Genomic DNA, 19,292 nt, shown 5'->3' on the forward strand with positions numbered 1-19,292 from the left:
GAAAGACGGCGGGTATTTTATTATAGGTCGTCAAACACGCTTAAAGCATCCGTAAGCTTCTTAACGCCAAAGACCTGCATCCCTTCCGGCACTTTTTTCGGCACGTTGGCGGCAGGAACAATCGCCCGACGAAAGCCGTGCTTCGCCGCTTCGGAAATACGCTCCTGGCCGCTGGGTACCGGACGGATTTCGCCCGCCAGTCCCACTTCGCCAAAGACCACTAAGTCCTGCGGCAGCGGTCGGTCGCGCAGGCTGGAAACCATTGCCAGTAGCAGTGCCAGATCGGCGCTGGTTTCGGTAACCTTCACGCCGCCAACCACGTTGACGAACACGTCCTGATCCGCCATCTGCAAGCCGCCGTGACGATGCAGCACGGCCAGCAGAATCGCCAGACGGTTCTGCTCCAGACCGACCGCCACACGACGCGGATTCGCCATCATCGAATGGTCGACCAGCGCCTGAATCTCCACCAGCAACGGGCGCGTGCCTTCCCAGACCACCATCACTGAACTGCCGGAGGTGACTTCATCGCCACGGCTTAAGAAGATAGCGGAAGGGTTGCTAACTTCACGCAGCCCCTGTTCGGTCATGGCAAAGACGCCCAGTTCATTCACCGCGCCAAAGCGATTTTTATGGCTACGCAGAGTACGAAAACGAGAATCGGCGTCGCCGTCGAGCAGCACCGAGCAGTCAATACAGTGCTCCAGCACCTTTGGACCGGCCAGCGAGCCGTCTTTGGTGACGTGGCCGACCATGACAATCGCCACGCCGCGCGTTTTGGCAAAGCGGGTCAGGTAAGCCGCGGTTTCGCGTACCTGTGCCACGCTGCCCGGCGAAGACTGAATGTCCGCCATGTGCATCACCTGAATGGAGTCGATAACCATCAGCCTCGGCTGTTCTTCTTCGGCAATCAGGCAAATTTGTTCGATACTGGTTTCCGACAGCATGTTCAGATTCGCCGTCGGCAGACCGAGTCGATGCGCGCGCATCGCCACCTGTTGCAAAGACTCTTCGCCGGTGACGTACAGGGTTTTCATCTGCTCAGCGAGCTTGCACAGCGTTTGCAGCAGCAGCGTTGATTTCCCTGCGCCGGGGTTACCGCCAATCAGGATGGCGCTGCCTGGCACCACACCGCCGCCCAGCACGCGGTCAAACTCTTTAAATCCGGTGGAAAAACGCGGCAACTCTTCAAGGCTGATATCAGACAGCTTCTGCACTTTTGCGATGCCCGCATTCCCGGCATAGCCACTGAGCCGCTCGTTACGCGCCACCGTTGGTGACGCAGCAAGGCGTACCTCGGTAATGGTGTTCCAGGCCTGACAGGCGCTGCATTGCCCTTGCCAGCGCGGGTAATCGGCCCCGCATTCGTTACAAACAAAGGCGCGTTTTGGAGCTTTGGCCACGTTTTACCTCTTTCGTTAGCGCGTTTACCGGACAGCGTGGGCGCTTATCCGGCCTACGGTCACTTTGCCATCAGGCAATTAAATCATTTCTGGTTCATGCTGCCAGAGAGAATGCAGAACACGCCCATCAGGTCAGCGTGACGGATCGTAATCTCCGTCTTTTCATTCACTTTGGGTTTGGCATGATACGCTATACCCAGTCCAGCCGTTTTGATCATCGGCAGATCGTTGGCGCCATCGCCGATCGCCACCGTCTGCGCCATCGGGATCTCATACTCCTGCGCCAGGCGGGTCAGGGTGTTGGCTTTGTACTGCGCATCGACGATATCGCCGATCACGTTGCCGGTGAATTTACCGTCCATGATCTCCAGCTCGTTTGCCACAGCCGCCGTCAGACGTAGTTTGTTACGCAGATAATCGGCAAAGAAGGTAAAACCGCCGGAGGCAATTGCCACTTTCCAGCCGAGCGTTTCCAGTTTTAACACCAGCTGAGTCAGGCCAGGCATCAGTGGTAGCGTTTCGCGCACCTGGTGCAAAATATTGGCATCAGCGCCCTTCAACGTCGCCACGCGGCTGCGCAAGCTGGCGGTAAAGTCCAGCTCGCCGCGCATCGCGCGTTCGGTAACTTCGGCTACCATTTCGCCGGTTCCCGCCAGTTTGGCAATTTCATCGATACACTCGATCTGGATAGCCGTTGAATCCATGTCCATCACCAGCAAACCCGGCGTGCGCAAATGCGGAATTTTACCCAGTGGCGCAACATCCAGTTTGGCATCATGCGCCAGTTTTGCCGCACGCGGCGTTAACGAGCCCGCCAGACGAATCACCTGATAATCCTCAACGCACCACGCCGCCACGATCACCATCGCCGCACCCAGTTTGCTCTGGTATTGCGTTAACCGTTGTTTATCCAGCCCACGACCGTACAGCAGCCAGCCACTGCGGCCCGCGTGGTAATCCAGCGGCATGACTTCATCACCGCTTAAAGAGAGAGGCAGACCTGGCCACAGAGAAACATCTTCAGGTAGATCGCACCAGGTAATGTTAGGCATTAAAGCTCCTGTAAAATCGTTCGGGTCGGAATCATCAGGGGAAAATAACGCATGAGGCTACCCTGTAACCAGCGCTTCTGGCAACATTAAGTCTCAAATTTTCAGCAGGTGGAATATGGCTCGCACAAAACTGAAATTCCGACTTCATCGTGCAGTGATTGTATTGTCCTGCCTTGCGCTGCTCGTTGCCCTGATGCAGGGCGCGTCCTGGTTTAGTCAAAGCCACCAACAGCAGCGTAATCCGCAGCTCGAAGAGCTGGCGCGCACGCTGGCTCGCCAGGTCTCCTTGAACGTCGCCCCGCTGATGCGTACCGAAACGCCGGATGAAAAGCGCATTAAAGCGGTACTCTCGCAGCTCACGGAAAGTAGCCGTATTCTGGATGCGGGCGTCTACGATGAAAAGGGAGACCTGATTACACGCACCGGTGAGAGCGTCAACGTTCGAGACCGACTGGCGTTGGACGGCAAAAAAGCCGGGGGCTATTTTAACCAGCAGATTGTCGAGCCCATTCAGGGAAGAAATGGTCCGCTGGGCTATCTACGCCTGACGCTGGATACCCACACGCTCGCCACCGAAGCCAAGCAGGTGGATAACACCACCAACATCTTACGCCTAATGCTGCTTCTGTCACTGGCAATTGGCGTGGTGCTCACCCGTACCTTATTGCAAGGCAAGCGCACCCGCTGGCAGCAATCCCCTTTCCTGCTGACCGCCAACAAACCGGTACAGGAAGAAGACAACGAGAAGAAAGAGTAATAACAGAAAGGAAATCGACCATGACGACACTACGCCTGCTTATCTCAGACTCTTACGATCCGTGGTTTAACCTCGCGGTCGAAGAGTGCATTTTTCGCCAGATGCCCGCCACGCAGCGCGTCCTGTTCTTGTGGCGTAACGCCGATACGGTGGTGATTGGCCGGGCGCAAAACCCGTGGAAAGAGTGTAATACCCGCCGTATGGAGGAAGACAACGTGCGGCTCGCCCGTCGCAGCAGCGGCGGCGGCGCGGTGTTCCATGACTTAGGCAATACCTGCTTTACCTTTATGGCCGGTAAACCGGAGTACGACAAAACCATCTCTACCGCTATTGTCCTCCATGCCCTGAACGCGCTGGGCGTAGACGCCGACGCCTCCGGGCGTAACGATCTGGTCGTGAAAACGCCAGACGGCGATCGCAAAGTTTCCGGCTCTGCTTATCGGGAAACGAAAGACCGCGGATTCCACCACGGCACGCTGTTGTTGAACGCCGATCTCAGCCGCCTGGCAAACTATCTCAATCCGGATAAAAAGAAACTCGCCGCCAAAGGCATCACCTCGGTTCGCTCACGCGTAGCGAATCTAACGGAGCTGTTGCCGGGCATCACCCATCAACAGGTCTGTCAGGCCATCACGGAAGCCTTTTTTGCCCACTACGGCGAACGTGTCGAAGCGGAAATTATCTCGCCGGACAAAACCCCGGATCTGCCGAACTTTGCCGAAACCTTTGCCCGTCAGAGCAGTTGGGAGTGGAATTTTGGTCAGGCGCCTGCGTTCTCGCACCTTCTGGACGAGCGTTTCACCTGGGGCGGCGTTGAGCTGCATTTCGACGTGGAAAAAGGTCATATCACCCGTACGCAGGTCTTTACCGACAGCCTCAATCCTGCGCCGTTAGAAGCGCTGGCGGGTCGTCTGCAGGGGTGTTTGTACCGTGCGGATATGCTGCAACAGGAGTGCGAAGCGCTGCTGGTTGATTTCCCAGGGCAGGAGAAAGAGTTACGCGAGCTGTCAGCGTGGATTGCCAGTGCAGTGAGCTAAACGCTGGCCTGAAAATGCCGGATGGCGGTCCGGCATACATCGATTGTAGCCCGGTAAGCGCAGCGCTACCGGGCATCACAACACTTACTCTTTATCGCCCAGCAGAACGGATTCCAGTGCGATTTTGATCATGTCGTTGAAGGTCGTCTGACGTTCAGCGGCAGTGGTCTGCTCGTGAGTACGAATATGGTCGGACACGGTGCAGATGGTCAGCGCTTTCGCACCAAACTCAGCCGCAACGCCGTAGATACCCGCCGCTTCCATTTCCACGCCCAGCACGCCGTATTTTTCCATTACGTCGAACATTTCGCCGTCCGGAGAGTAGAACAGGTCAGCGGAGAACAGGTTGCCCACGCGCGCGTCTACGCCCAGTGCTTTTGCCGCATCAACTGCATTACGCACCATGTCGAAGTCAGCGATAGCTGCGAAGTCATGATCTTTAAAACGGATACGGTTTACTTTGGAGTCGGTGCAGGCGCCCATACCGATAACCACGTCACGCAGTTTAACGTCCATACGCACAGCGCCGCAGGAGCCTACGCGAATGATTTTCTTCACGCCAAAATCGGTGATCAGCTCTTTGGTGTAGATAGAGCAGGACGGGATACCCATCCCGTGACCCATAACGGAGATCTTACGGCCTTTGTAAGTACCGGTGAAACCTAACATGCCGCGAACGTTGTTCACTTCACGAACATCTTCGAGGAAAGTTTCAGCAATATGCTTTGCGCGCAGCGGGTCGCCCGGCATCAATACGACGTCAGCGAAATCACCCATTTCTGCATTAATATGTGGAGTTGCCATCTTCAGTTCCCTTTTGATTTATTGTTTTTGTCGGGGGGGTAGCAATGCCTTACCCAACCGACAAAACGAATTCAAATACCCTAAGGATTTCGCGTTGTAGGAAGGCGACGAATTCGGAACCCCCGGGAGCATAGATTACCTATGTGACCGGGGTGAGCGAATGAAGTCAACGCATCTACAGCGCGAAAGACAACGGGTATCACAGCATGTTTTTACCGTAGTCCATCGGCGATGTACCAAAGTAGCTCGCCAGCGTCTGGCCAATATCCGCGAAAGTTTCACGGTGACCTAAAGAGCCTGGTTTCACTTTCGGGCCGTAAACCAGCACCGGAATGTGCTCACGGGTGTGGTCAGTGCCGGTCCAGCTCGGGTCACAGCCGTGGTCAGCGGTCAGGATCAGAATGTCATCTTCACCCACCAGTTCCATCAGTTCAGGCAAACGGCGGTCGAACAGTTCCAGACCTGCAGCGTAACCAGCGATATCGCGACGATGTCCCCAGGAAGAGTCGAAATCAACGAAGTTAGTGAAGACGATGGTCTTATCACCCGCTTCTTTCATCTCTTTGATGGTGGCGTCGAACAGCGCGTCCAGGCCGGTAGCTTTCACTTTTTTGGTGATGCCGCAGTTAGCGTAGATATCCGCGATTTTACCGACGGAAACCACGTGACCGTCTTTCTCGTCGACCAGTTTCTGCAGCACTGTCGGTGCTGGCGGCTCAACGGCCAGATCGTGACGGTTACCGGTACGCTGGAAATTACCCGCTTTATCACCGATAAACGGACGCGCGATAACACGACCGATGTTGTAACCACCTTCGGTCAGTTCTTCACGAGCGATTTCACACAGTTCGTAGAGTTTATCCAGGCCAAAAGTCTCTTCGTGACAGGCAATCTGGAACACGGAGTCTGCGGAAGTATAGAAAATCGGCTTGCCGGTTTTCATATGCTCTTCACCCAGTTGATCCAGGATCACGGTACCGGAAGAGTGACAGTTGCCGAGGTAGCCCGGCAGGTTGGCACGTTTGACCAGTTTATCCAGCAGTTCCTGCGGGAAGCTGTTGTCATGATCGGAGAAATAACCCCAGTCAAACAGAACCGGAACACCCGCGATTTCCCAGTGGCCAGACGGCGTGTCTTTCCCGGAAGAGAGTTCATGCGCCCAGGCGTAGGCACCAATCACTTCCGCGTTACCGTCCATACCAGCAGCAATTTTACCGGTAGAACCTTCGTGAGCTTTCACCAGGCCCAGACGGGTCAGGTTAGGCAGATTCAGTGGACCTTTGCGACCCTTGTCAGCTTCGCCTTTCGCACAGGCTTCTGCAATGTGTCCCATAGTGTCTGAGCCTACGTCGCCAAAGCGATCCGCATCTTCAGTCGCACCAATACCAAAGGAGTCCAGCACCATAATAAATGCACGTTTCATCTTGTTCTCCAACATCTGCGCCGCAAAAAAGCGATCAGATCAGTATACAGTTATTCGGTAATACGACGATAGACTGTCGGTGTAATTTCTGGCGCTTTATCGTCAAGGCTAATTGCCGCTTTGACCGCTTTCGCCGCTTCCTGCCAGCTGGCTTCATCTTTAGCGTGGATCACCGCCAGCGGACGCTGTCCGTCTACGCTGTCGCCCAGACGCGCCATGTCGCTAAAGCCAACGCTGTAATCAATGGTGTCCGAAGCCTGACGACGACCGCCGCCCATGGAAACAACCGCCATTCCCAGCGCACGGGTATCCATAGCGCTGACAAAACCTTCGGTATCAGCATATACCGCTTTGCTGAGCATTGCCGTCGGCAGGTACTTCGCATAATTTTCGACGAAATCGGTCGGGCCTTTCTGCGCCGCAACCATGCGACCAAAAATCTCTGCCGCTTTGCCGTTATCCAGCACCGCCTGCAATTTCGCACGGGCTTCGGCATCGTCTTTCGCCAGATTGCCGGAGATCAGCATTTCCACGCACAGCGCCATCGTGACGTCTAACAGACGTGGATTGCGGTATTCACCTGTCAGGAACTGCACCGCTTCGCGGACTTCAACCGCGTTACCTGCGCTGGATGCCAGTACCTGGTTCATATCGGTTAACAGCGCGGTGGTACGTACACCCGCTCCGTTCGCCACGCCGACAATCGCTTCGGCAAGCGCTTCAGAAAGCTCATAGGTCGGCATAAAGGCGCCGCTGCCTACTTTCACATCCATCACCAGCGCATCCAGCCCTTCCGCCAGCTTTTTCGCCAGGATAGAGCCGGTAATCAGCGGGATGGAATCCACCGTCGCGGTAATATCGCGGGTGGCATAAAAACGTTTATCCGCCGGTGCGAGCGAGCTGGTTTGCCCAATAATCGCCACACCCACGTCTTTAATAATTTCACGGAAACGCGCATCGTCCGGGAAGATGTCAAACCCTGGGATGGCTTCCAGTTTATCGAGCGTACCGCCGGTATGACCCAGACCACGTCCGGAGATCATCGGAATATAGCCGCCACATGCAGCGACCATCGGGCCTAACATCAGTGACGTTACGTCACCCACGCCGCCGGTAGAGTGTTTATCCACAATCGGGCCGTTCAGCTGCAGGCTTTTCCAGTCCAGCACGGTTCCTGAATCACGCATTGCCATGGTCAGCGAAACACGCTCAGGCATTGTCATATCGTGGAAGAAAATGGTCATCGCCAGGGCGGCGATTTGCCCTTCAGAGATGGTGTTGTCGCGAATCCCATTGATAAAGAAACGAATCTCTTCATCGCTCAGCGCATGACCATCACGTTTTTTACGAATAATTTCTTGTGCGAGAAACATGGTAACCCCCGATAAATCAGGTTAAATGCAGCGGAAAACCCACTGCAATGAATGATTACTCTAAACAATTCGAGTCGCAGGAAGCGGCAAGGAAGCTCATCCCCAGGCGCTTACTACAGTAAGTGACTGGGGTGAGGGAGTGCAGCTAACGCACCTGCGGCTTGCAGTATGACGAGTAATTAGTAGCTGCTTGCGCTCTTACCATCGCCGTGACCCAGCGCTTTCAGCAGGCTCGCCAGCAGGCTGGATGCCCCAAAACGATAGTGACGGGAATCGGCCCAGTCAGCGCCAAACAGTTCGTCGGCAATCGCCAGGAACTGCTGTGCATCTTCTGCGGTACGCACGCCGCCTGCCGGTTTGAAACCTACAGTTTTAGAAACGCCCATGTCGCGGATCACTTCCATCATGATGCGTGCGCTTTCCGGCGTCGCATTTACCGGCACTTTACCGGTAGAGGTTTTGATGAAATCAGCACCCGCTTTGATGGAGATTTCAGACGCTTTACGGATAAGACTCTCTTCTTTCAGCTCACCGGTTTCGATGATCACTTTCAGCAGCACGTTTGCCGCCGCACACGCATCTTTACATGCTTTAACCAGATCAAAACCAACCTGCTCGTTACCGGCGATCAGGGCACGGTAAGGGAACACCACGTCAACTTCATCCGCGCCGTAGGCAATCGCCGCGCGGGTTTCAGCCAGCGCAATCTCGATGTCGTCGTTGCCGTGCGGGAAGTTGGTCACGGTTGCAATACGGATGTCCGGAGTGCCTTGCTCTTTCAGCGTTTTACGCGCGATAGGGATGAAACGCGGATAGATGCAAATAGCGGCAGTGTTGCCTACCGGAGTCTTCGCCTGATGACACAGCGCGATCACTTTTTCATTGGTGTCGTCGTCATTCAGAGTGGTCAGGTCCATCAGTTTCAGTGCACGCAGGCTGCTTGCTGTTAAATCGGTCATAACATTCTCCAACGGCATCGCCGTATAAAATTTCACCTTGCGAGTTTGTTAGTATTCTAACATCCACTCGCTATTACACTTCGATATACATCACAGTTAATGAAAACCACATACAGATTTGCATTACTCTAATGAGATCTACTTCAAATAAATCACCTTTCAGGAAGGGATGCGGTGGCATCAGGCGCATCCGGATCAAAGGTTGTGGCGGCGTTGCTTTCTACAATGGCGTTACACCTTCGGGATAAAAAGGAATCAACGATGCCCACTTCAAGCGAACTCGCGCTGCAACAGCGTTGCCAACAAATCGTGACCAGTCCGGTGCTCAGCCCTGAGCAGAAACGCCACTTCCTGGCACTGGAGGCTGAAAACGCGCTGCCTTACCCGCAACTACCTGCTGAGGCTCGCCAGGCGCTGGATGACGGGGTGATCTGCGATATGTATGAAGGTCATGCCCCGTTCAAACCGCGCTATGTTTTACCCGACTACGCGCGTTTTCTGGCCAACGGTTCCTCATGGCTGGAACTGGAAGGAGCCAGGGATCTTGATGACGCGTTATCCTTACTCACCATCCTGTATCACCACGTTCCGTCAGTCACCTCGATGCCGGTCTATCTCGGCCAGCTCGACGTTCTGTTGCAACCGTATGTTAGAATTCTAACACAAGATGAGATCGATATTCGAATAAAACGTTTCTGGCGTTATCTCGACAGAACCCTGCCAGACGCATTTATGCATGCCAATATCGGCCCCGCAGATACGCCTGTCACCCGTGCAATTTTACGCGCAGACGCAGAGTTAAAGCAGGTTTCGCCTAATCTGACGTTCATTTATGATCCGCAAATTACACCTGACGACCTGCTGCTCAACGTGGCGCAAAATATCTGCGAGTGCAGTAAGCCGCACATTTCCAACGGCCCCGAAAATGATAAAATTTTCACAAAAGGTCAGTATGGCGTCGTCAGCTGTTACAACTCGTTGCCGCTCGCCGGGGGTGGAAGCACGCTGGTCAGGCTCAATCTGAAAGCCATCGCAGAGCGCAGCACCTCTGTCGATGACTTCTTTACGCGCACCCTACCGCACTATTGCCAGCAGCAAATCGCCATCATTGATTCACGATGTGAATTCCTCTATGAAAAATCACATTTCTTTGAGAATAGCTTCCTGGTGCAGGAAGGGTTGATTGATCCCGAACGTTTTGTCCCTATGTTCGGCATGTATGGCCTGGCGGAGGCGGTGAATCTGCTGTGCGATAATGCGGGGCAGAATGCTCGCTACGGAAAAGACGAGGTCGCCAATCAGCTCGGGTATCGTATCAGCGCCCAACTGGCGGAGTTTGTAGAAAGTAGCCCGGTGAAATTTGGCTGGAAGCAGCGCGCAATGCTGCACGCACAGTCAGGGATCAGTTCTGACATCGGCACCACGCCGGGCGCGCGTCTGCCCTACGGCGATGAGCCGGATCCGATCACTCACCTGCAAACCGTCGCGCCGCATCATGCGTATTATCACGCTGGGATCAGCGACATTCTCACGCTGGATGAAACCATCAAGCGCAATCCTCAGGCGCTGGTGCAATTGTGCCTCGGGGCGTTTAAAGCTGGGATGCGTGAGTTTACTGCCAACGTGAGTGGTAACGATCTGGTCCGCGTCACCGGCTATATGGTACGCCTGTCGGATCTGGAAAAATATCGCGCCGAAGGTTCACGCACCAACACCACCTGGCTGGGCGAAGAAGCCGCGCGCAATACGCGCATTCTGGAACGACAACCTCGCGTGATTAGCCATGAACAGCAGATGCGCTTCAGTAAGTAAGATCATTCCTTTCTCCTGCGTCGACGGGCCGGGCAGTCGCCTGGCTCTGTTTCTGCAAGGATGTAACCTGCGCTGTAAAAATTGCCACAATCCGTGGACGATGGGACGCTGCAACGACTGCGGGGAATGTGTCCGGCATTGCCCGCATGAAGCGCTGAGCCTGAGTGCGGGGAAAGTGAGATGGCAATCCGACGTATGTCAGCAGTGCGATACCTGCCTGCACATGTGCCCACAGCAGGCCACGCCGATGGCGCAAACCCTGAGCGTTGATGAAGTGCTGCAGCATATTCGCAAGGCGGTGCTGTTTATTGAAGGAATTACGGTCAGCGGCGGCGAAGCGACCACCCAGTTGCCGTTTATCGTGGCGCTGTTTAACGCGATCAAAACCGATCCGCAACTGCAACACCTGACCTGCATGGTAGACAGCAACGGCATGCTGAGCGAAACCGGCTGGCAAAAACTGCTGCCGGTATGCGACGGCGTAATGCTCGATTTAAAAGCCTGGGATAGCGCGTGTCATCGACAGTTGACTGGCCGCGATAACACGCTGATTAAACAAAGCATTACCTTTTTGTCCGGGCAGGGAAAACTTGCGGAACTGCGCCTGCTGGTTATTCCTGGCCACGTGGATTATCTACAGCATATCGATGCACTGGCGGCGTTTATCAAACGTTCAGGTGATGTACCAGTGCGGCTAAATGCCTTTCATGCGCACGGGGTGTACGGCGAAGCGAAGGACTGGCCGAGCGCCACGCCTGAGGATGTGGAGCAACTGGCGCAAGGATTGAGCGAGCGCGGAGTGGATAATTTGATCTTCCCGGCGCTGTACCTGTAATTGCCGGATGCGACGTATCCGTCGTCCGGCAATTAAAAATCAAATAACGCCGTCGTATTGCGATACAGCGCATCAGCGATAACATCCGCAGGTTCCGGGCGCAGCTCGCAGAGGACATCAAAGACTCTGACCACCTGCTCCGGGCGATTCGGCTGTCCCTGAAAGCCGTTGAGCGGCATATCCGGCGCGTCAGTTTCCAGCAGCAGTGAGTCCAGCGGCAGTTGCGCCATTACCTCGCGGGTTTTACTGGCGCGCGGATAGGTAATGGTGCCGCCCACGCCAATTTTGTAGCCCAGTTGCACAAAACGTTCGGCCTGCTGCACGCTCCCGGAAAATCCATGCACCACGCCGGTTCGCGGTAAAGCATGGCGTTTCAGGTGCATCGCCAGCTTGTCATGAGTGCGCCGCGAATGCAGGATCACCGGCAATTCGTAACGCTTCGCCAGCTTAAGCTGCGCTTCCAGCAGCCGCTCTTGCTTATCGAATTGCGGATCGTCCCGATAAAGATCCAGCCCAATCTCACCTACCGCCACCAGCTTTTGCGGACGCTTATCCAGCGCCTGCTGCAACTGCTCCAGGCAGTCATCGCTATGTTGTTCAATAACAATGGGGTGCAGCCCCAGGGCGGCAAACAATGGAGGGTAATTTTCCGCTAACGCCAGTACGCGGGAAAAATTTGCCGCCTGGGTGGCCGGAACGATAATGCTTTGCACGCCGACGTCAGCCGCGCCCTGAATACTGGCAGATTCATCGCCCGTAAACGGCGGAAAATCAAAGTGACAATGCGTATCAATAAAACGATAACTCACGCCAAATCCTCGTTATTAAACGTCGTGTCGTTAGCCTGAGGCGCATTGGTCACCACGGGGGCGTGAGCGTCGTTAGCCACCGGCGCGGGAGGAACCACGACCGGTCCCGGCACCACAATCTTCGGCGTCTGACGAGGCAGCGGCGCATTTTTCGCCAGCAGCTTACCGACGGTTGCCAGGAAGTAACGACCACACAGGCGTCCGGTCTTGTAATCTTCCCGCAGCGCCGGAATACGGCTTCCTAATGCCATGCTATGGAGCGGTTTGGGCGGGTAGATCTCAAAGATACGCAGCTTGCCCGGCGGTTTCTCAATAAAACTCTGAATCGCGCGATAGCTGGCTTCATGGTGCTGGACCAGATTCAGCAGCGGTTGCAGGCTGCTTTCGCCCAGCCAGCGTTCCATACGCTTGAACCACTGCGGGGTGTAATACATTTGCGAAGGCACGGTGCGGATAACCACCAGCGTTTTTGCCCCCTGCTTCGCCGCTTCCTGCACGGGAATGGCGTCGCTGACTCCCCCATCGAGATAATTCACACCATCCAGCGCAACCCCGGCGCGGTAGAACCCGGGAATAGCGCTGGAGGCACGAATAAGATCGAGCCAGTTTTGCCGGTTCGGCGAAAAATAGCCAGGCGTGTAGTCATCGCCCCGACAGGCGCACATATAAAACGATTTCCCTGCGGCAAACAGGCGCTCGGCGTTATCCATCGCCAGCGGCATCTGGGACGCAGTCGAATCCACCAGCCAATCGAGATCGATTAAATTTCCCCCGCGCACAAAGCGCACCGGGTCAAAAAATTCACGTCGGGTAGTGTAACGCATGATGACTTTACGGCCGTAACCCGGCTGGTTACAAAGATAGGCTGAAAGGTTTTGCGCGCCAGCGGAGGTCCCGTAGAAGAGATCAAAAGGATTGAACTGCGCGCGCATGAATTCATCCAGTACGCCAGCGGTGAAGATGCCTCTTTGTCCGCCGCCCTCACACACCAGCGCCATACTGCCTGGTTGAAACGGACGTAACGATAACGGCGCAATATTACCGAGCGTGACGGGTATTCTCTGCCCCACCTCTGCCTTCCTGTTGTTTTTGTAATAGAACAACAAAGTAACGCAAATTGCCTGATGCTAAAACCGTAAAAGCCAGTCCGGTGGACTGGACTGGCTTAGTAGCAAGTTATCTTTACGGTTAATCCCCAAAATAATTCGAGTTACAAGAAGGCGGCAAGGGCGTGAATCCCGATCTGCTTACTCTGGTAAGTGATACGGGCGAGCACGCGTAGCCAGCGCACCTTTAACTTGAAGAATAAAGGGGATGTCGCTAGGGCCGTTTACGACCTGTAAACAGGCTGACCAGAAACAGAATGATCCCCACCACAAAAACAATTTTCGCTGCGCCAGCAGCGGTACCCGCCAGTCCACCAAAACCCAGTGCAGCGGCAATTAACGCGATAACCAGAAATATGATGCCCCATCGAAACATGCGCTTCTCCTTTACCATAGTTAATGTCACCGCTTGATATGAGCACTCAGGCTGCCCATCGGCGATATTTTCAGTGTGGTGCACAACACGCCTCCCGACAAACGTCGGGAGGACGAATTAAGTCTAATTAGTGAGTTTTAAGATCGTTTTTGACGCTTTTCACGCCATCAATCGCTTTGGCGATGCTCTCAGCGCGATCGCTTTGAGCCTGTGATTCAACGGTTCCTGAAAGCTGTACCACGCCATCGGTGGTTTCAACTTTCACTTTGCGGGAAGGGACAATATCATCGGCCAGCAGCTTGGCTTTTACCTCACTGGTGATTGCCGTATCGCCCGCATAGCCTTTTACAGAAGAGTCTTTGCTATCACGTACGTGCAGTTTGTCGCTAACGGAGGTCACACCCTCAACGCCTTTGGCGACTTTAACTGCCTCTTCGGCCTGTGCCTGACTTTCAACAAACCCGCTTAGCGTCACCACCTTCTGGTCGGTTTTAACGGAAATGTCGGTGCTCTTAATGCTATCGTGATCCACCAGCGCGGCTTTTACTTTCGCAGTGATGGTGCTGTCATCCATGAAATTACCGACTTTGTTCATGGAGCTATCGACTTTCTGCCCCGCACTTTCGACGCCGGATTGCGTTTTATCCGTCGTGGAGTTTTCTGCATAAGCAGAACCCGTTGCAACAGCGGAGGTCAGCATCACGGCCAGCAGCGTTTTAGAAATCTTAAGTCCTGTCATTGTCATCAATGTATTCCTGTATGTTTGCTAAAAGCTGCGCTCTGCCGTAAAACGGCTTGAGCCAGCAACTAATCTTGTAAGTGGAATAAATATCAGCAATAGAAGCTGCAACAGGTAGCCTAAAAAGCATTTAACGCCGACATTTATGTCATCACATTGTTAAATATAGTTCAGGATTTCGTGATCGCAGTCCAGATTGACTAAAAAACGCGCAAACAAAAGAAAAACGAGAGGTTTTAAGAACATTCCGCAAGGGATTTAAAAGACAGGAAAAGTTGTAGGGCACGGCGGATACCGTGCCCTGAAGGTCGATTAGTGTTCGCGCGTTTTGCGGAACTGAACGTCAGGGTAACGTTCCTGGGTGAGATTCAGGTTAACCATGGTCGGCGCGATATAGGTGAGGTTATCGCCGCCATCCAGCGCCAGCTGAATTTCGTTTTTACGCTTGAATTCTTCGAATTTCTTCACGTCAGAACACTCTACCCAGCGTGCTGTCGCTACGTTGACCGACTCATAAATCGCTTCAACGTTGTATTCGCTCTTCAGTCGTGAAACCACCACGTCGAACTGCAGCACACCAACAGCGCCCACGATCAGATCGTTATTAGCGATCGGACGGAAAACCTGCACTGCGCCCTCTTCGGACAGCTGAACCAGCCCTTTCAGCAGCTGTTTCTGCTTCAACGGATCCTTCAGACGAATACGACGGAACAGCTCCGGCGCGAAGTTCGGAATACCGGTGAACTTCATCATTTCGCCTTGGGTAAAGGTATCGCCAATCTGGATAGTGCCGTGGTTGTGCAGACCCAGAATATCGCCCGGATACGCTTCTTCCACGTGAGAACGGTCACCGGCCATAAAAGTCAGCGCATCGGAGATAACCACGTCTTTACCAATGCGCACCTGGCGCATTTTCATACCTTTCTCGTACTTGCCGGACACCACGCGCATAAACGCCACGCGGTCACGGTGTTTCGGGTCCATGTTGGCCTGAATTTTAAACACAAAGCCGGTGAACTTCTCTTCTGAGGCTTCAACGACACGGGTGTCGGTTTTACGCGGCATCGGCGCAGGCGCCCACTCCACTAAGCCATCCAGCATATGATCAACGCCGAAGTTACCGAGCGCGGTACCGAAGAATACCGGGGTGATTTCGCCCGCGAGGAACAGCTCATGGTCGAACTCGTTAGACGCGCCCTGCACCAGCTCCAGTTCGTCACGCAGCTGCTGCGCCAGGTCTTCCCCCACGGCGGCATCGAGTTCCGGGTTGTTCAGACCTTTAACAATGCGCACTTCCTGAATGGTGTGGCCTTTACCCGTCTGGTACAGGTAAGTTTCGTCTTTATATAGGTGATAGACGCCTTTGAACAACTTACCGCAGCCAATCGGCCAGGTGATCGGCGCACAGCCGATTTTCAGTTCATTCTCGACTTCATCCAGCAGCTCCATCGGATCGCGGATGTCACGGTCGAGTTTGTTCATAAAGGTCAGGATCGGGGTATCACGCAGACGGGTAACTTCCATCAGCTTACGGGTCCGGTCTTCAACACCTTTTGCGGCGTCGATGACCATCAGGCAGCAGTCCACCGCCGTCAGAGTACGGTATGTATCTTCAGAGAAGTCTTCGTGCCCTGGGGTGTCCAGCAGGTTTACCAGGCAGTCATGATATGGAAACTGCATCACAGAGGTGGTAATGGAGATACCACGCTGTTTTTCCATTTCCATCCAGTCAGATTTCGCATGCTGGCTGGAGCCACGGCCTTTTACCGTACCGGCGGTCTGAATCGCCTGTCCGAATAACAGTACCTTTTCAGTAATTGTCGTTTTACCGGCATCCGGGTGAGAAATAATGGCAAAAGTGCGGCGTTTGGCCACCTCTTGCAAATAAGGAGACAACGTCATAGTCAAATCTTCTTAGGTAAGCACGGCAACAGGCCGTGCAAGTTGAATACGAAAAATTGCGGCTATTTTACCCATCAACGGGGGGGAGGCAATCAGTGTTTACACAGGAGCCGCTCCAGTTCACTTAATGACGCCACGGTCCAGGTCGGCTGAATGCCCGCTGGCTGCTCGCGGTGGTGCGTATTTAGCCAGCAAGTGGATAGCCCGGCGTTAATGCCGCCAAGAATATCGGACTCTGCGGTGTCGCCCACCATCAGTACGCGGGAACGCTCAGGATTGCCCGCCTGCTCCAGCGCATGGTCAAAAATACGGGGATCGGGTTTTGCCACGCCAACCTGCTCAGAAATCACCAGCAGGTCGAAATAGTCGCGCAGCCCCGTCCGCTCAAGGCGGATTTGCTGCAACGCCGTAAAGCCGTTAGTAATAATACCGATTTTTGTTTTATCACGAATCGCATTGAGCAGAGAAACCGCCCCAGGCAACGGCGAGCAAATCTCCGCCATCGCATTGATAAAGGCGTCATTAAGCTGGCCTGGCTCAACCTTCAGGCGTTCAGCCCAGCTCTGAAAACGAGCGTGCTGGAGTTGTAATGAGGTAATCGCACCGTTTTGATAATCCACCCACAGCGGTTTATTTACGGCCTGGTAGTCCTGAAAATCTTCAGCGGTAAAGGTAATGCTATAGTCGAGAAACATCCGCTGTAAGCCGGTAAACGAGTCAAACGTAAACAGCGTTTCGTCGGCATCAAAGAAAATCCAGTCCCACTTCTTCATCATTACACCTTGTCTTACATGCTGATTGGCAATGCCATTATAATGGCGTCTTCATGACCATCGGCCGTCGGATAGTAATTGCGCCGGATCGTCGCCTCGTTAAAGCCCAGGCTTTCGTACAGCGCGATAGCGGCAGCATTTGAGGCGCGCACTTCAAGCCACAGTGTCAAAATTCCACGCTTTTCCAGCTCATCGATCAGGTATTCCAGTAGCTCACGCCCCAGGCCCCGGCGCTGAAAGTCAGGATCGACGGCAATATTGAACAGCGTAGCTTCATCCAGCACGACCTGTGTAATCGCAAAGGCGGCCATTACGTCGTCAACCCTCAACTGAAAATTGAGGTAGCGATCGCCCTGGTTGCTGGCAAATGTTTTTTCACTCCACGGAAAAGCGTGAGCGCGTTTTTCAATCTGAAATGCTGCAGGTAAATCAGTCGGTTCGAGGGAAGAAATCGTGTTCATATGCGCAGATTTGTTGCCATAACGCGGCGCGGGCCGCGGGGTTTTCCCGTAATTCATTAAACGCAGGACTCTCGACCTGAGCGCCCTCCAGCAGCAGCGGCTCTTCGGTTCCCAGCCGCCAGCTATTACAGCGACTGCCCTGCGGCAGCATGGCGACGCGGTCAGGCGTCAGTTGTAAAACCTGATCCGGGCTGACGGTTAATGCGCGTAAAATATCGCTCATCAACGGTTCAGTTAGTGCGGGTAATTGTGCAGCAACCATCACCAAACGGACGTGCGCAGGAATTGAAATCGCGATCTCGCCCTGCAGTGCGCCGGGACGACGCAATGACCACTGCGTAATGCCCAATTGCTGTAACTGCCAGTCTCGTCGGGATGTCATAGCGAAACACTCCTGTCTATCAAGGGCGCAAATATAGCAAATTTGTCGAATCCGTGCCATCAAACAACTATAATCCCCCGCTGTACAATTTAAGGAGCACTCCATGTCTGCTTTTACCCCGGCAAGTGAAGTCTTGCTGCGCCACAGTGATGATTTCGAACAAAGCCGTATTCTTTTTGCCGGTGATTTGCAGGATGACCTGCCTGCCCATTTTGAATGCGCCGCCAGCCGTGCGCACACTCAGCAGCTTCACCACTGGCAGGTGCTTAACCGCCAGATGGGTGACAACGTTCGCTTTAGCCTCGTCGCGCAGGCCGATGACGTTGCCGATAGCGATACGCTGATCTACTACTGGCCGAAGAATAAGCCGGAAGCCCAGTTCCAGTTGATGAACATTCTGTCGCTGTTACCGGTGGGCACCGATATTTTTGTTGTTGGTGAGAACCGCAGCGGCGTTCGTAGCGCAGAGCAGATGCTGGCCGAATACGCGCCGCTGAACAAAGTCGACAGCGCGCGTCGCTGTGGCCTGTACCATGGTCGTCTGGAAAAACAGCCGGTCTTTGATGCAGAAAAATACTGGGATGAATACCAGACCGAAAATCTGACCATCAAAACGCTGCCGGGCGTATTCAGCCGTGACGGCCTGGATGTTGGCAGCCAACTGCTGCTCTCCACGCTGACGCCGCACACCAAAGGCAAAGTTCTGGATGTCGGCTGTGGTGCAGGCGTACTCTCCGTCGCCTTAGCCAGCCACTCGCCAAAAGTGCGTTTAACCCTGTGCGATGTTAGTGCCGCCGCCGTTGAAGCCAGCCGCGCAACGCTTGCTGCCAACGGTATTGAAGGAGACGTAATCGCCAGTAACGTCTTTTCTGACGTGACGGGTCGCTTTGATATGATCATCTCCAACCCACCGTTCCACGACGGGATGCAGACCAGCCTCGATGCCGCGCAAACGCTGATTCGCGGCGCAGTGCGCCACCTCAACAGCGGCGGTGAACTGCGTATCGTGGCGAACGCCTTCCTGCCTTATCCGAAGGTACTGGATGAAGTGTTTGGCTTCCACGAAGTTATCGCGCAGACCGGTCGCTTCAAGGTCTATCGCACCATCATGACGCGTCAGGCGAAGAAGTAGAACGGCCATCCCATGCCGGATAAGGTGCCTGCACCGCCATCCGGCAGGGTTTGCTAAATGCGGGGTGGCACTTCGTTTACACGGCCTGCGTTTAGCGCCCATTTTTACATCAATTAAGCGCGTCCTGGGCAATTAACTATTGACGAAAAGTTGAAAA

The 19,292-nt window shown here is 54.2% G+C and carries 19 protein-coding genes; 5 read left to right on the forward strand and 14 right to left on the reverse strand.

The window, feature by feature from the left end:
* Window positions 1-20 precede the first annotated feature (20 nt).
* Both radA and serB read right to left on the reverse strand, forming a co-directional pair.
* Window positions 21-1,403, reverse strand: coding sequence for a DNA repair protein RadA (radA, locus tag O6D90_RS19990; protein WP_016151613.1), 1,383 nt, complete (start codon window positions 1,401-1,403; stop codon window positions 21-23).
* 83 nt (window positions 1,404-1,486) lie between these two features.
* Window positions 1,487-2,455: a phosphoserine phosphatase gene (gene serB / locus O6D90_RS19995; protein ID WP_003829946.1), complete on the reverse strand. Its 969-nt coding sequence runs from the start codon at window positions 2,453-2,455 to the stop codon at window positions 1,487-1,489.
* A 115-nt stretch (window positions 2,456-2,570) separates the two neighbouring features.
* Between serB and O6D90_RS20000 the strand changes: the two genes are divergently transcribed.
* Both O6D90_RS20000 and lplA read left to right on the forward strand, forming a co-directional pair.
* Window positions 2,571-3,212: a YtjB family periplasmic protein gene (locus O6D90_RS20000; RefSeq protein ID WP_016155636.1), complete on the forward strand. Its 642-nt coding sequence runs from the start codon at window positions 2,571-2,573 to the stop codon at window positions 3,210-3,212.
* Window positions 3,213-3,232: 20 nt separating this feature from the next.
* Window positions 3,233-4,249, forward strand: coding sequence for a lipoate--protein ligase LplA (gene lplA, locus O6D90_RS20005; RefSeq protein ID WP_016155635.1), 1,017 nt, complete (start codon window positions 3,233-3,235; stop codon window positions 4,247-4,249).
* An 84-nt stretch (window positions 4,250-4,333) separates the two neighbouring features.
* On the opposite strand, the gene deoD is transcribed toward lplA, so the two are convergent.
* From deoD to deoC, 4 genes are all read right to left on the reverse strand, one after another.
* Window positions 4,334-5,053 carry a purine-nucleoside phosphorylase gene (gene deoD, locus O6D90_RS20010; protein ID WP_000224864.1) on the reverse strand — a complete coding sequence of 240 codons (720 nt, stop codon included), beginning with the start codon at window positions 5,051-5,053 and terminating at the stop codon, window positions 4,334-4,336.
* A gap of 199 nt (window positions 5,054-5,252) precedes the next feature.
* Window positions 5,253-6,476, reverse strand: a complete 1,224-nt coding sequence (deoB, locus tag O6D90_RS20015; protein WP_016151610.1) for a phosphopentomutase — start codon at window positions 6,474-6,476, stop codon at window positions 5,253-5,255.
* A 50-nt stretch (window positions 6,477-6,526) separates the two neighbouring features.
* Window positions 6,527-7,849, reverse strand: coding sequence for a thymidine phosphorylase (deoA, locus tag O6D90_RS20020; protein WP_016151609.1), 1,323 nt, complete (start codon window positions 7,847-7,849; stop codon window positions 6,527-6,529).
* Window positions 7,850-8,028: 179 nt separating this feature from the next.
* On the reverse strand, window positions 8,029-8,808 hold the full coding sequence (gene deoC / locus O6D90_RS20025) for a deoxyribose-phosphate aldolase (protein ID WP_016155634.1): 780 nt from the start codon (window positions 8,806-8,808) through the stop codon (window positions 8,029-8,031).
* Between the two features lie 261 nt (window positions 8,809-9,069).
* Here deoC and O6D90_RS20030 point away from each other — a divergent pair, with 261 nt between their 5' ends.
* Both O6D90_RS20030 and O6D90_RS20035 read left to right on the forward strand, forming a co-directional pair.
* Complete coding sequence (locus O6D90_RS20030) at window positions 9,070-10,620, forward strand: YjjI family glycine radical enzyme (protein WP_016155632.1); 1,551 nt, start codon at window positions 9,070-9,072, stop codon at window positions 10,618-10,620.
* Window positions 10,592-11,455, forward strand: a complete 864-nt coding sequence (locus tag O6D90_RS20035) for a YjjW family glycine radical enzyme activase (protein ID WP_016155631.1) — start codon at window positions 10,592-10,594, stop codon at window positions 11,453-11,455. The genes O6D90_RS20030 and O6D90_RS20035 overlap by 29 nt, the downstream gene beginning before the upstream one ends.
* Before the next feature lie 32 nt (window positions 11,456-11,487).
* On the opposite strand, the gene O6D90_RS20040 is transcribed toward O6D90_RS20035, so the two are convergent.
* The 8 genes from O6D90_RS20040 to holD all read right to left on the reverse strand — a co-directional run bounded on the left by O6D90_RS20040 (window position 11,488) and on the right by holD (window position 18,003).
* On the reverse strand, window positions 11,488-12,264 hold the full coding sequence (locus O6D90_RS20040; protein WP_016155630.1) for a metal-dependent hydrolase: 777 nt from the start codon (window positions 12,262-12,264) through the stop codon (window positions 11,488-11,490).
* The gene (locus O6D90_RS20045) at window positions 12,261-13,334 is read right to left on the reverse strand and encodes a patatin-like phospholipase family protein (RefSeq protein WP_016151604.1); all 1,074 of its coding nucleotides are present in this window, start codon (window positions 13,332-13,334) and stop codon (window positions 12,261-12,263) included. Before O6D90_RS20045 ends, O6D90_RS20040 begins: the two co-directional genes overlap by 4 nt.
* Window positions 13,335-13,584: 250 nt before the next feature.
* Complete coding sequence (locus tag O6D90_RS20050) at window positions 13,585-13,746, reverse strand: DUF1328 domain-containing protein (RefSeq protein WP_003019081.1); 162 nt, start codon at window positions 13,744-13,746, stop codon at window positions 13,585-13,587.
* A gap of 127 nt (window positions 13,747-13,873) precedes the next feature.
* Window positions 13,874-14,491, reverse strand: a complete 618-nt coding sequence (gene osmY, locus O6D90_RS20055; protein ID WP_016155629.1) for a molecular chaperone OsmY — start codon at window positions 14,489-14,491, stop codon at window positions 13,874-13,876.
* Between the two features lie 306 nt (window positions 14,492-14,797).
* Window positions 14,798-16,387, reverse strand: a complete 1,590-nt coding sequence (gene prfC, locus O6D90_RS20060; RefSeq protein ID WP_016151601.1) for a peptide chain release factor 3 — start codon at window positions 16,385-16,387, stop codon at window positions 14,798-14,800.
* A 92-nt stretch (window positions 16,388-16,479) separates the two neighbouring features.
* A complete protein-coding gene (gene yjjG, locus O6D90_RS20065; protein ID WP_016151600.1) occupies window positions 16,480-17,160 on the reverse strand; it encodes a pyrimidine 5'-nucleotidase in 681 nt (226 codons plus the stop codon).
* A gap of 14 nt (window positions 17,161-17,174) precedes the next feature.
* Entirely contained in the window at window positions 17,175-17,621 is a 447-nt protein-coding gene (rimI, locus tag O6D90_RS20070; protein ID WP_005123887.1) for a ribosomal protein S18-alanine N-acetyltransferase, read from the reverse strand.
* The gene (gene holD / locus O6D90_RS20075; protein ID WP_003837254.1) at window positions 17,590-18,003 is read right to left on the reverse strand and encodes a DNA polymerase III subunit psi; all 414 of its coding nucleotides are present in this window, start codon (window positions 18,001-18,003) and stop codon (window positions 17,590-17,592) included. Before holD ends, rimI begins: the two co-directional genes overlap by 32 nt.
* A gap of 103 nt (window positions 18,004-18,106) precedes the next feature.
* On the opposite strand from holD, the gene rsmC reads away from it, so the two are divergent.
* Window positions 18,107-19,135: a 16S rRNA (guanine(1207)-N(2))-methyltransferase RsmC gene (rsmC, locus tag O6D90_RS20080; protein WP_016151599.1), complete on the forward strand. Its 1,029-nt coding sequence runs from the start codon at window positions 18,107-18,109 to the stop codon at window positions 19,133-19,135.
* The last annotated feature ends 157 nt before the right edge of the window (window positions 19,136-19,292 follow it).

The organism is Citrobacter sp. 21OH12SH02A-Citro, from assembly GCF_027919895.1.
GTDB lineage: Bacteria > Pseudomonadota > Gammaproteobacteria > Enterobacterales > Enterobacteriaceae > Citrobacter > Citrobacter braakii.

Bases quoted from the DNA above. Each gene is read 5' to 3' on its own strand.
- holD (WP_003837254.1), bottom strand. From the start codon at position 18,003: ATGACATCCCGACGAGACTGGCAGTTACAGCAATTGGGCATTACGCAG.
- osmY (WP_016155629.1), bottom strand. From the start codon at position 14,491: ATGACAATGACAGGACTTAAGATTTCTAAAACGCTGCTGGCCGTGATG.
- serB (WP_003829946.1), bottom strand. From the start codon at position 2,455: ATGCCTAACATTACCTGGTGCGATCTACCTGAAGATGTTTCTCTGTGG.
- deoA (WP_016151609.1), bottom strand. From the start codon at position 7,849: ATGTTTCTCGCACAAGAAATTATTCGTAAAAAACGTGATGGTCATGCG.
- yjjG (WP_016151600.1), bottom strand. From the start codon at position 17,160: ATGAAGAAGTGGGACTGGATTTTCTTTGATGCCGACGAAACGCTGTTT.
- deoB (WP_016151610.1), bottom strand. From the start codon at position 6,476: ATGAAACGTGCATTTATTATGGTGCTGGACTCCTTTGGTATTGGTGCG.
- prfC (WP_016151601.1), bottom strand. From the start codon at position 16,387: ATGACGTTGTCTCCTTATTTGCAAGAGGTGGCCAAACGCCGCACTTTT.
- rsmC (WP_016151599.1), top strand. From the start codon at position 18,107: ATGTCTGCTTTTACCCCGGCAAGTGAAGTCTTGCTGCGCCACAGTGAT.
- O6D90_RS20000 (WP_016155636.1), top strand. From the start codon at position 2,571: ATGGCTCGCACAAAACTGAAATTCCGACTTCATCGTGCAGTGATTGTA.
- O6D90_RS20030 (WP_016155632.1), top strand. From the start codon at position 9,070: ATGCCCACTTCAAGCGAACTCGCGCTGCAACAGCGTTGCCAACAAATC.
- O6D90_RS20035 (WP_016155631.1), top strand. From the start codon at position 10,592: ATGAACAGCAGATGCGCTTCAGTAAGTAAGATCATTCCTTTCTCCTGC.
- deoD (WP_000224864.1), bottom strand. From the start codon at position 5,053: ATGGCAACTCCACATATTAATGCAGAAATGGGTGATTTCGCTGACGTC.
- lplA (WP_016155635.1), top strand. From the start codon at position 3,233: ATGACGACACTACGCCTGCTTATCTCAGACTCTTACGATCCGTGGTTT.
- deoC (WP_016155634.1), bottom strand. From the start codon at position 8,808: ATGACCGATTTAACAGCAAGCAGCCTGCGTGCACTGAAACTGATGGAC.
- O6D90_RS20050 (WP_003019081.1), bottom strand. From the start codon at position 13,746: ATGTTTCGATGGGGCATCATATTTCTGGTTATCGCGTTAATTGCCGCT.
- rimI (WP_005123887.1), bottom strand. From the start codon at position 17,621: ATGAACACGATTTCTTCCCTCGAACCGACTGATTTACCTGCAGCATTT.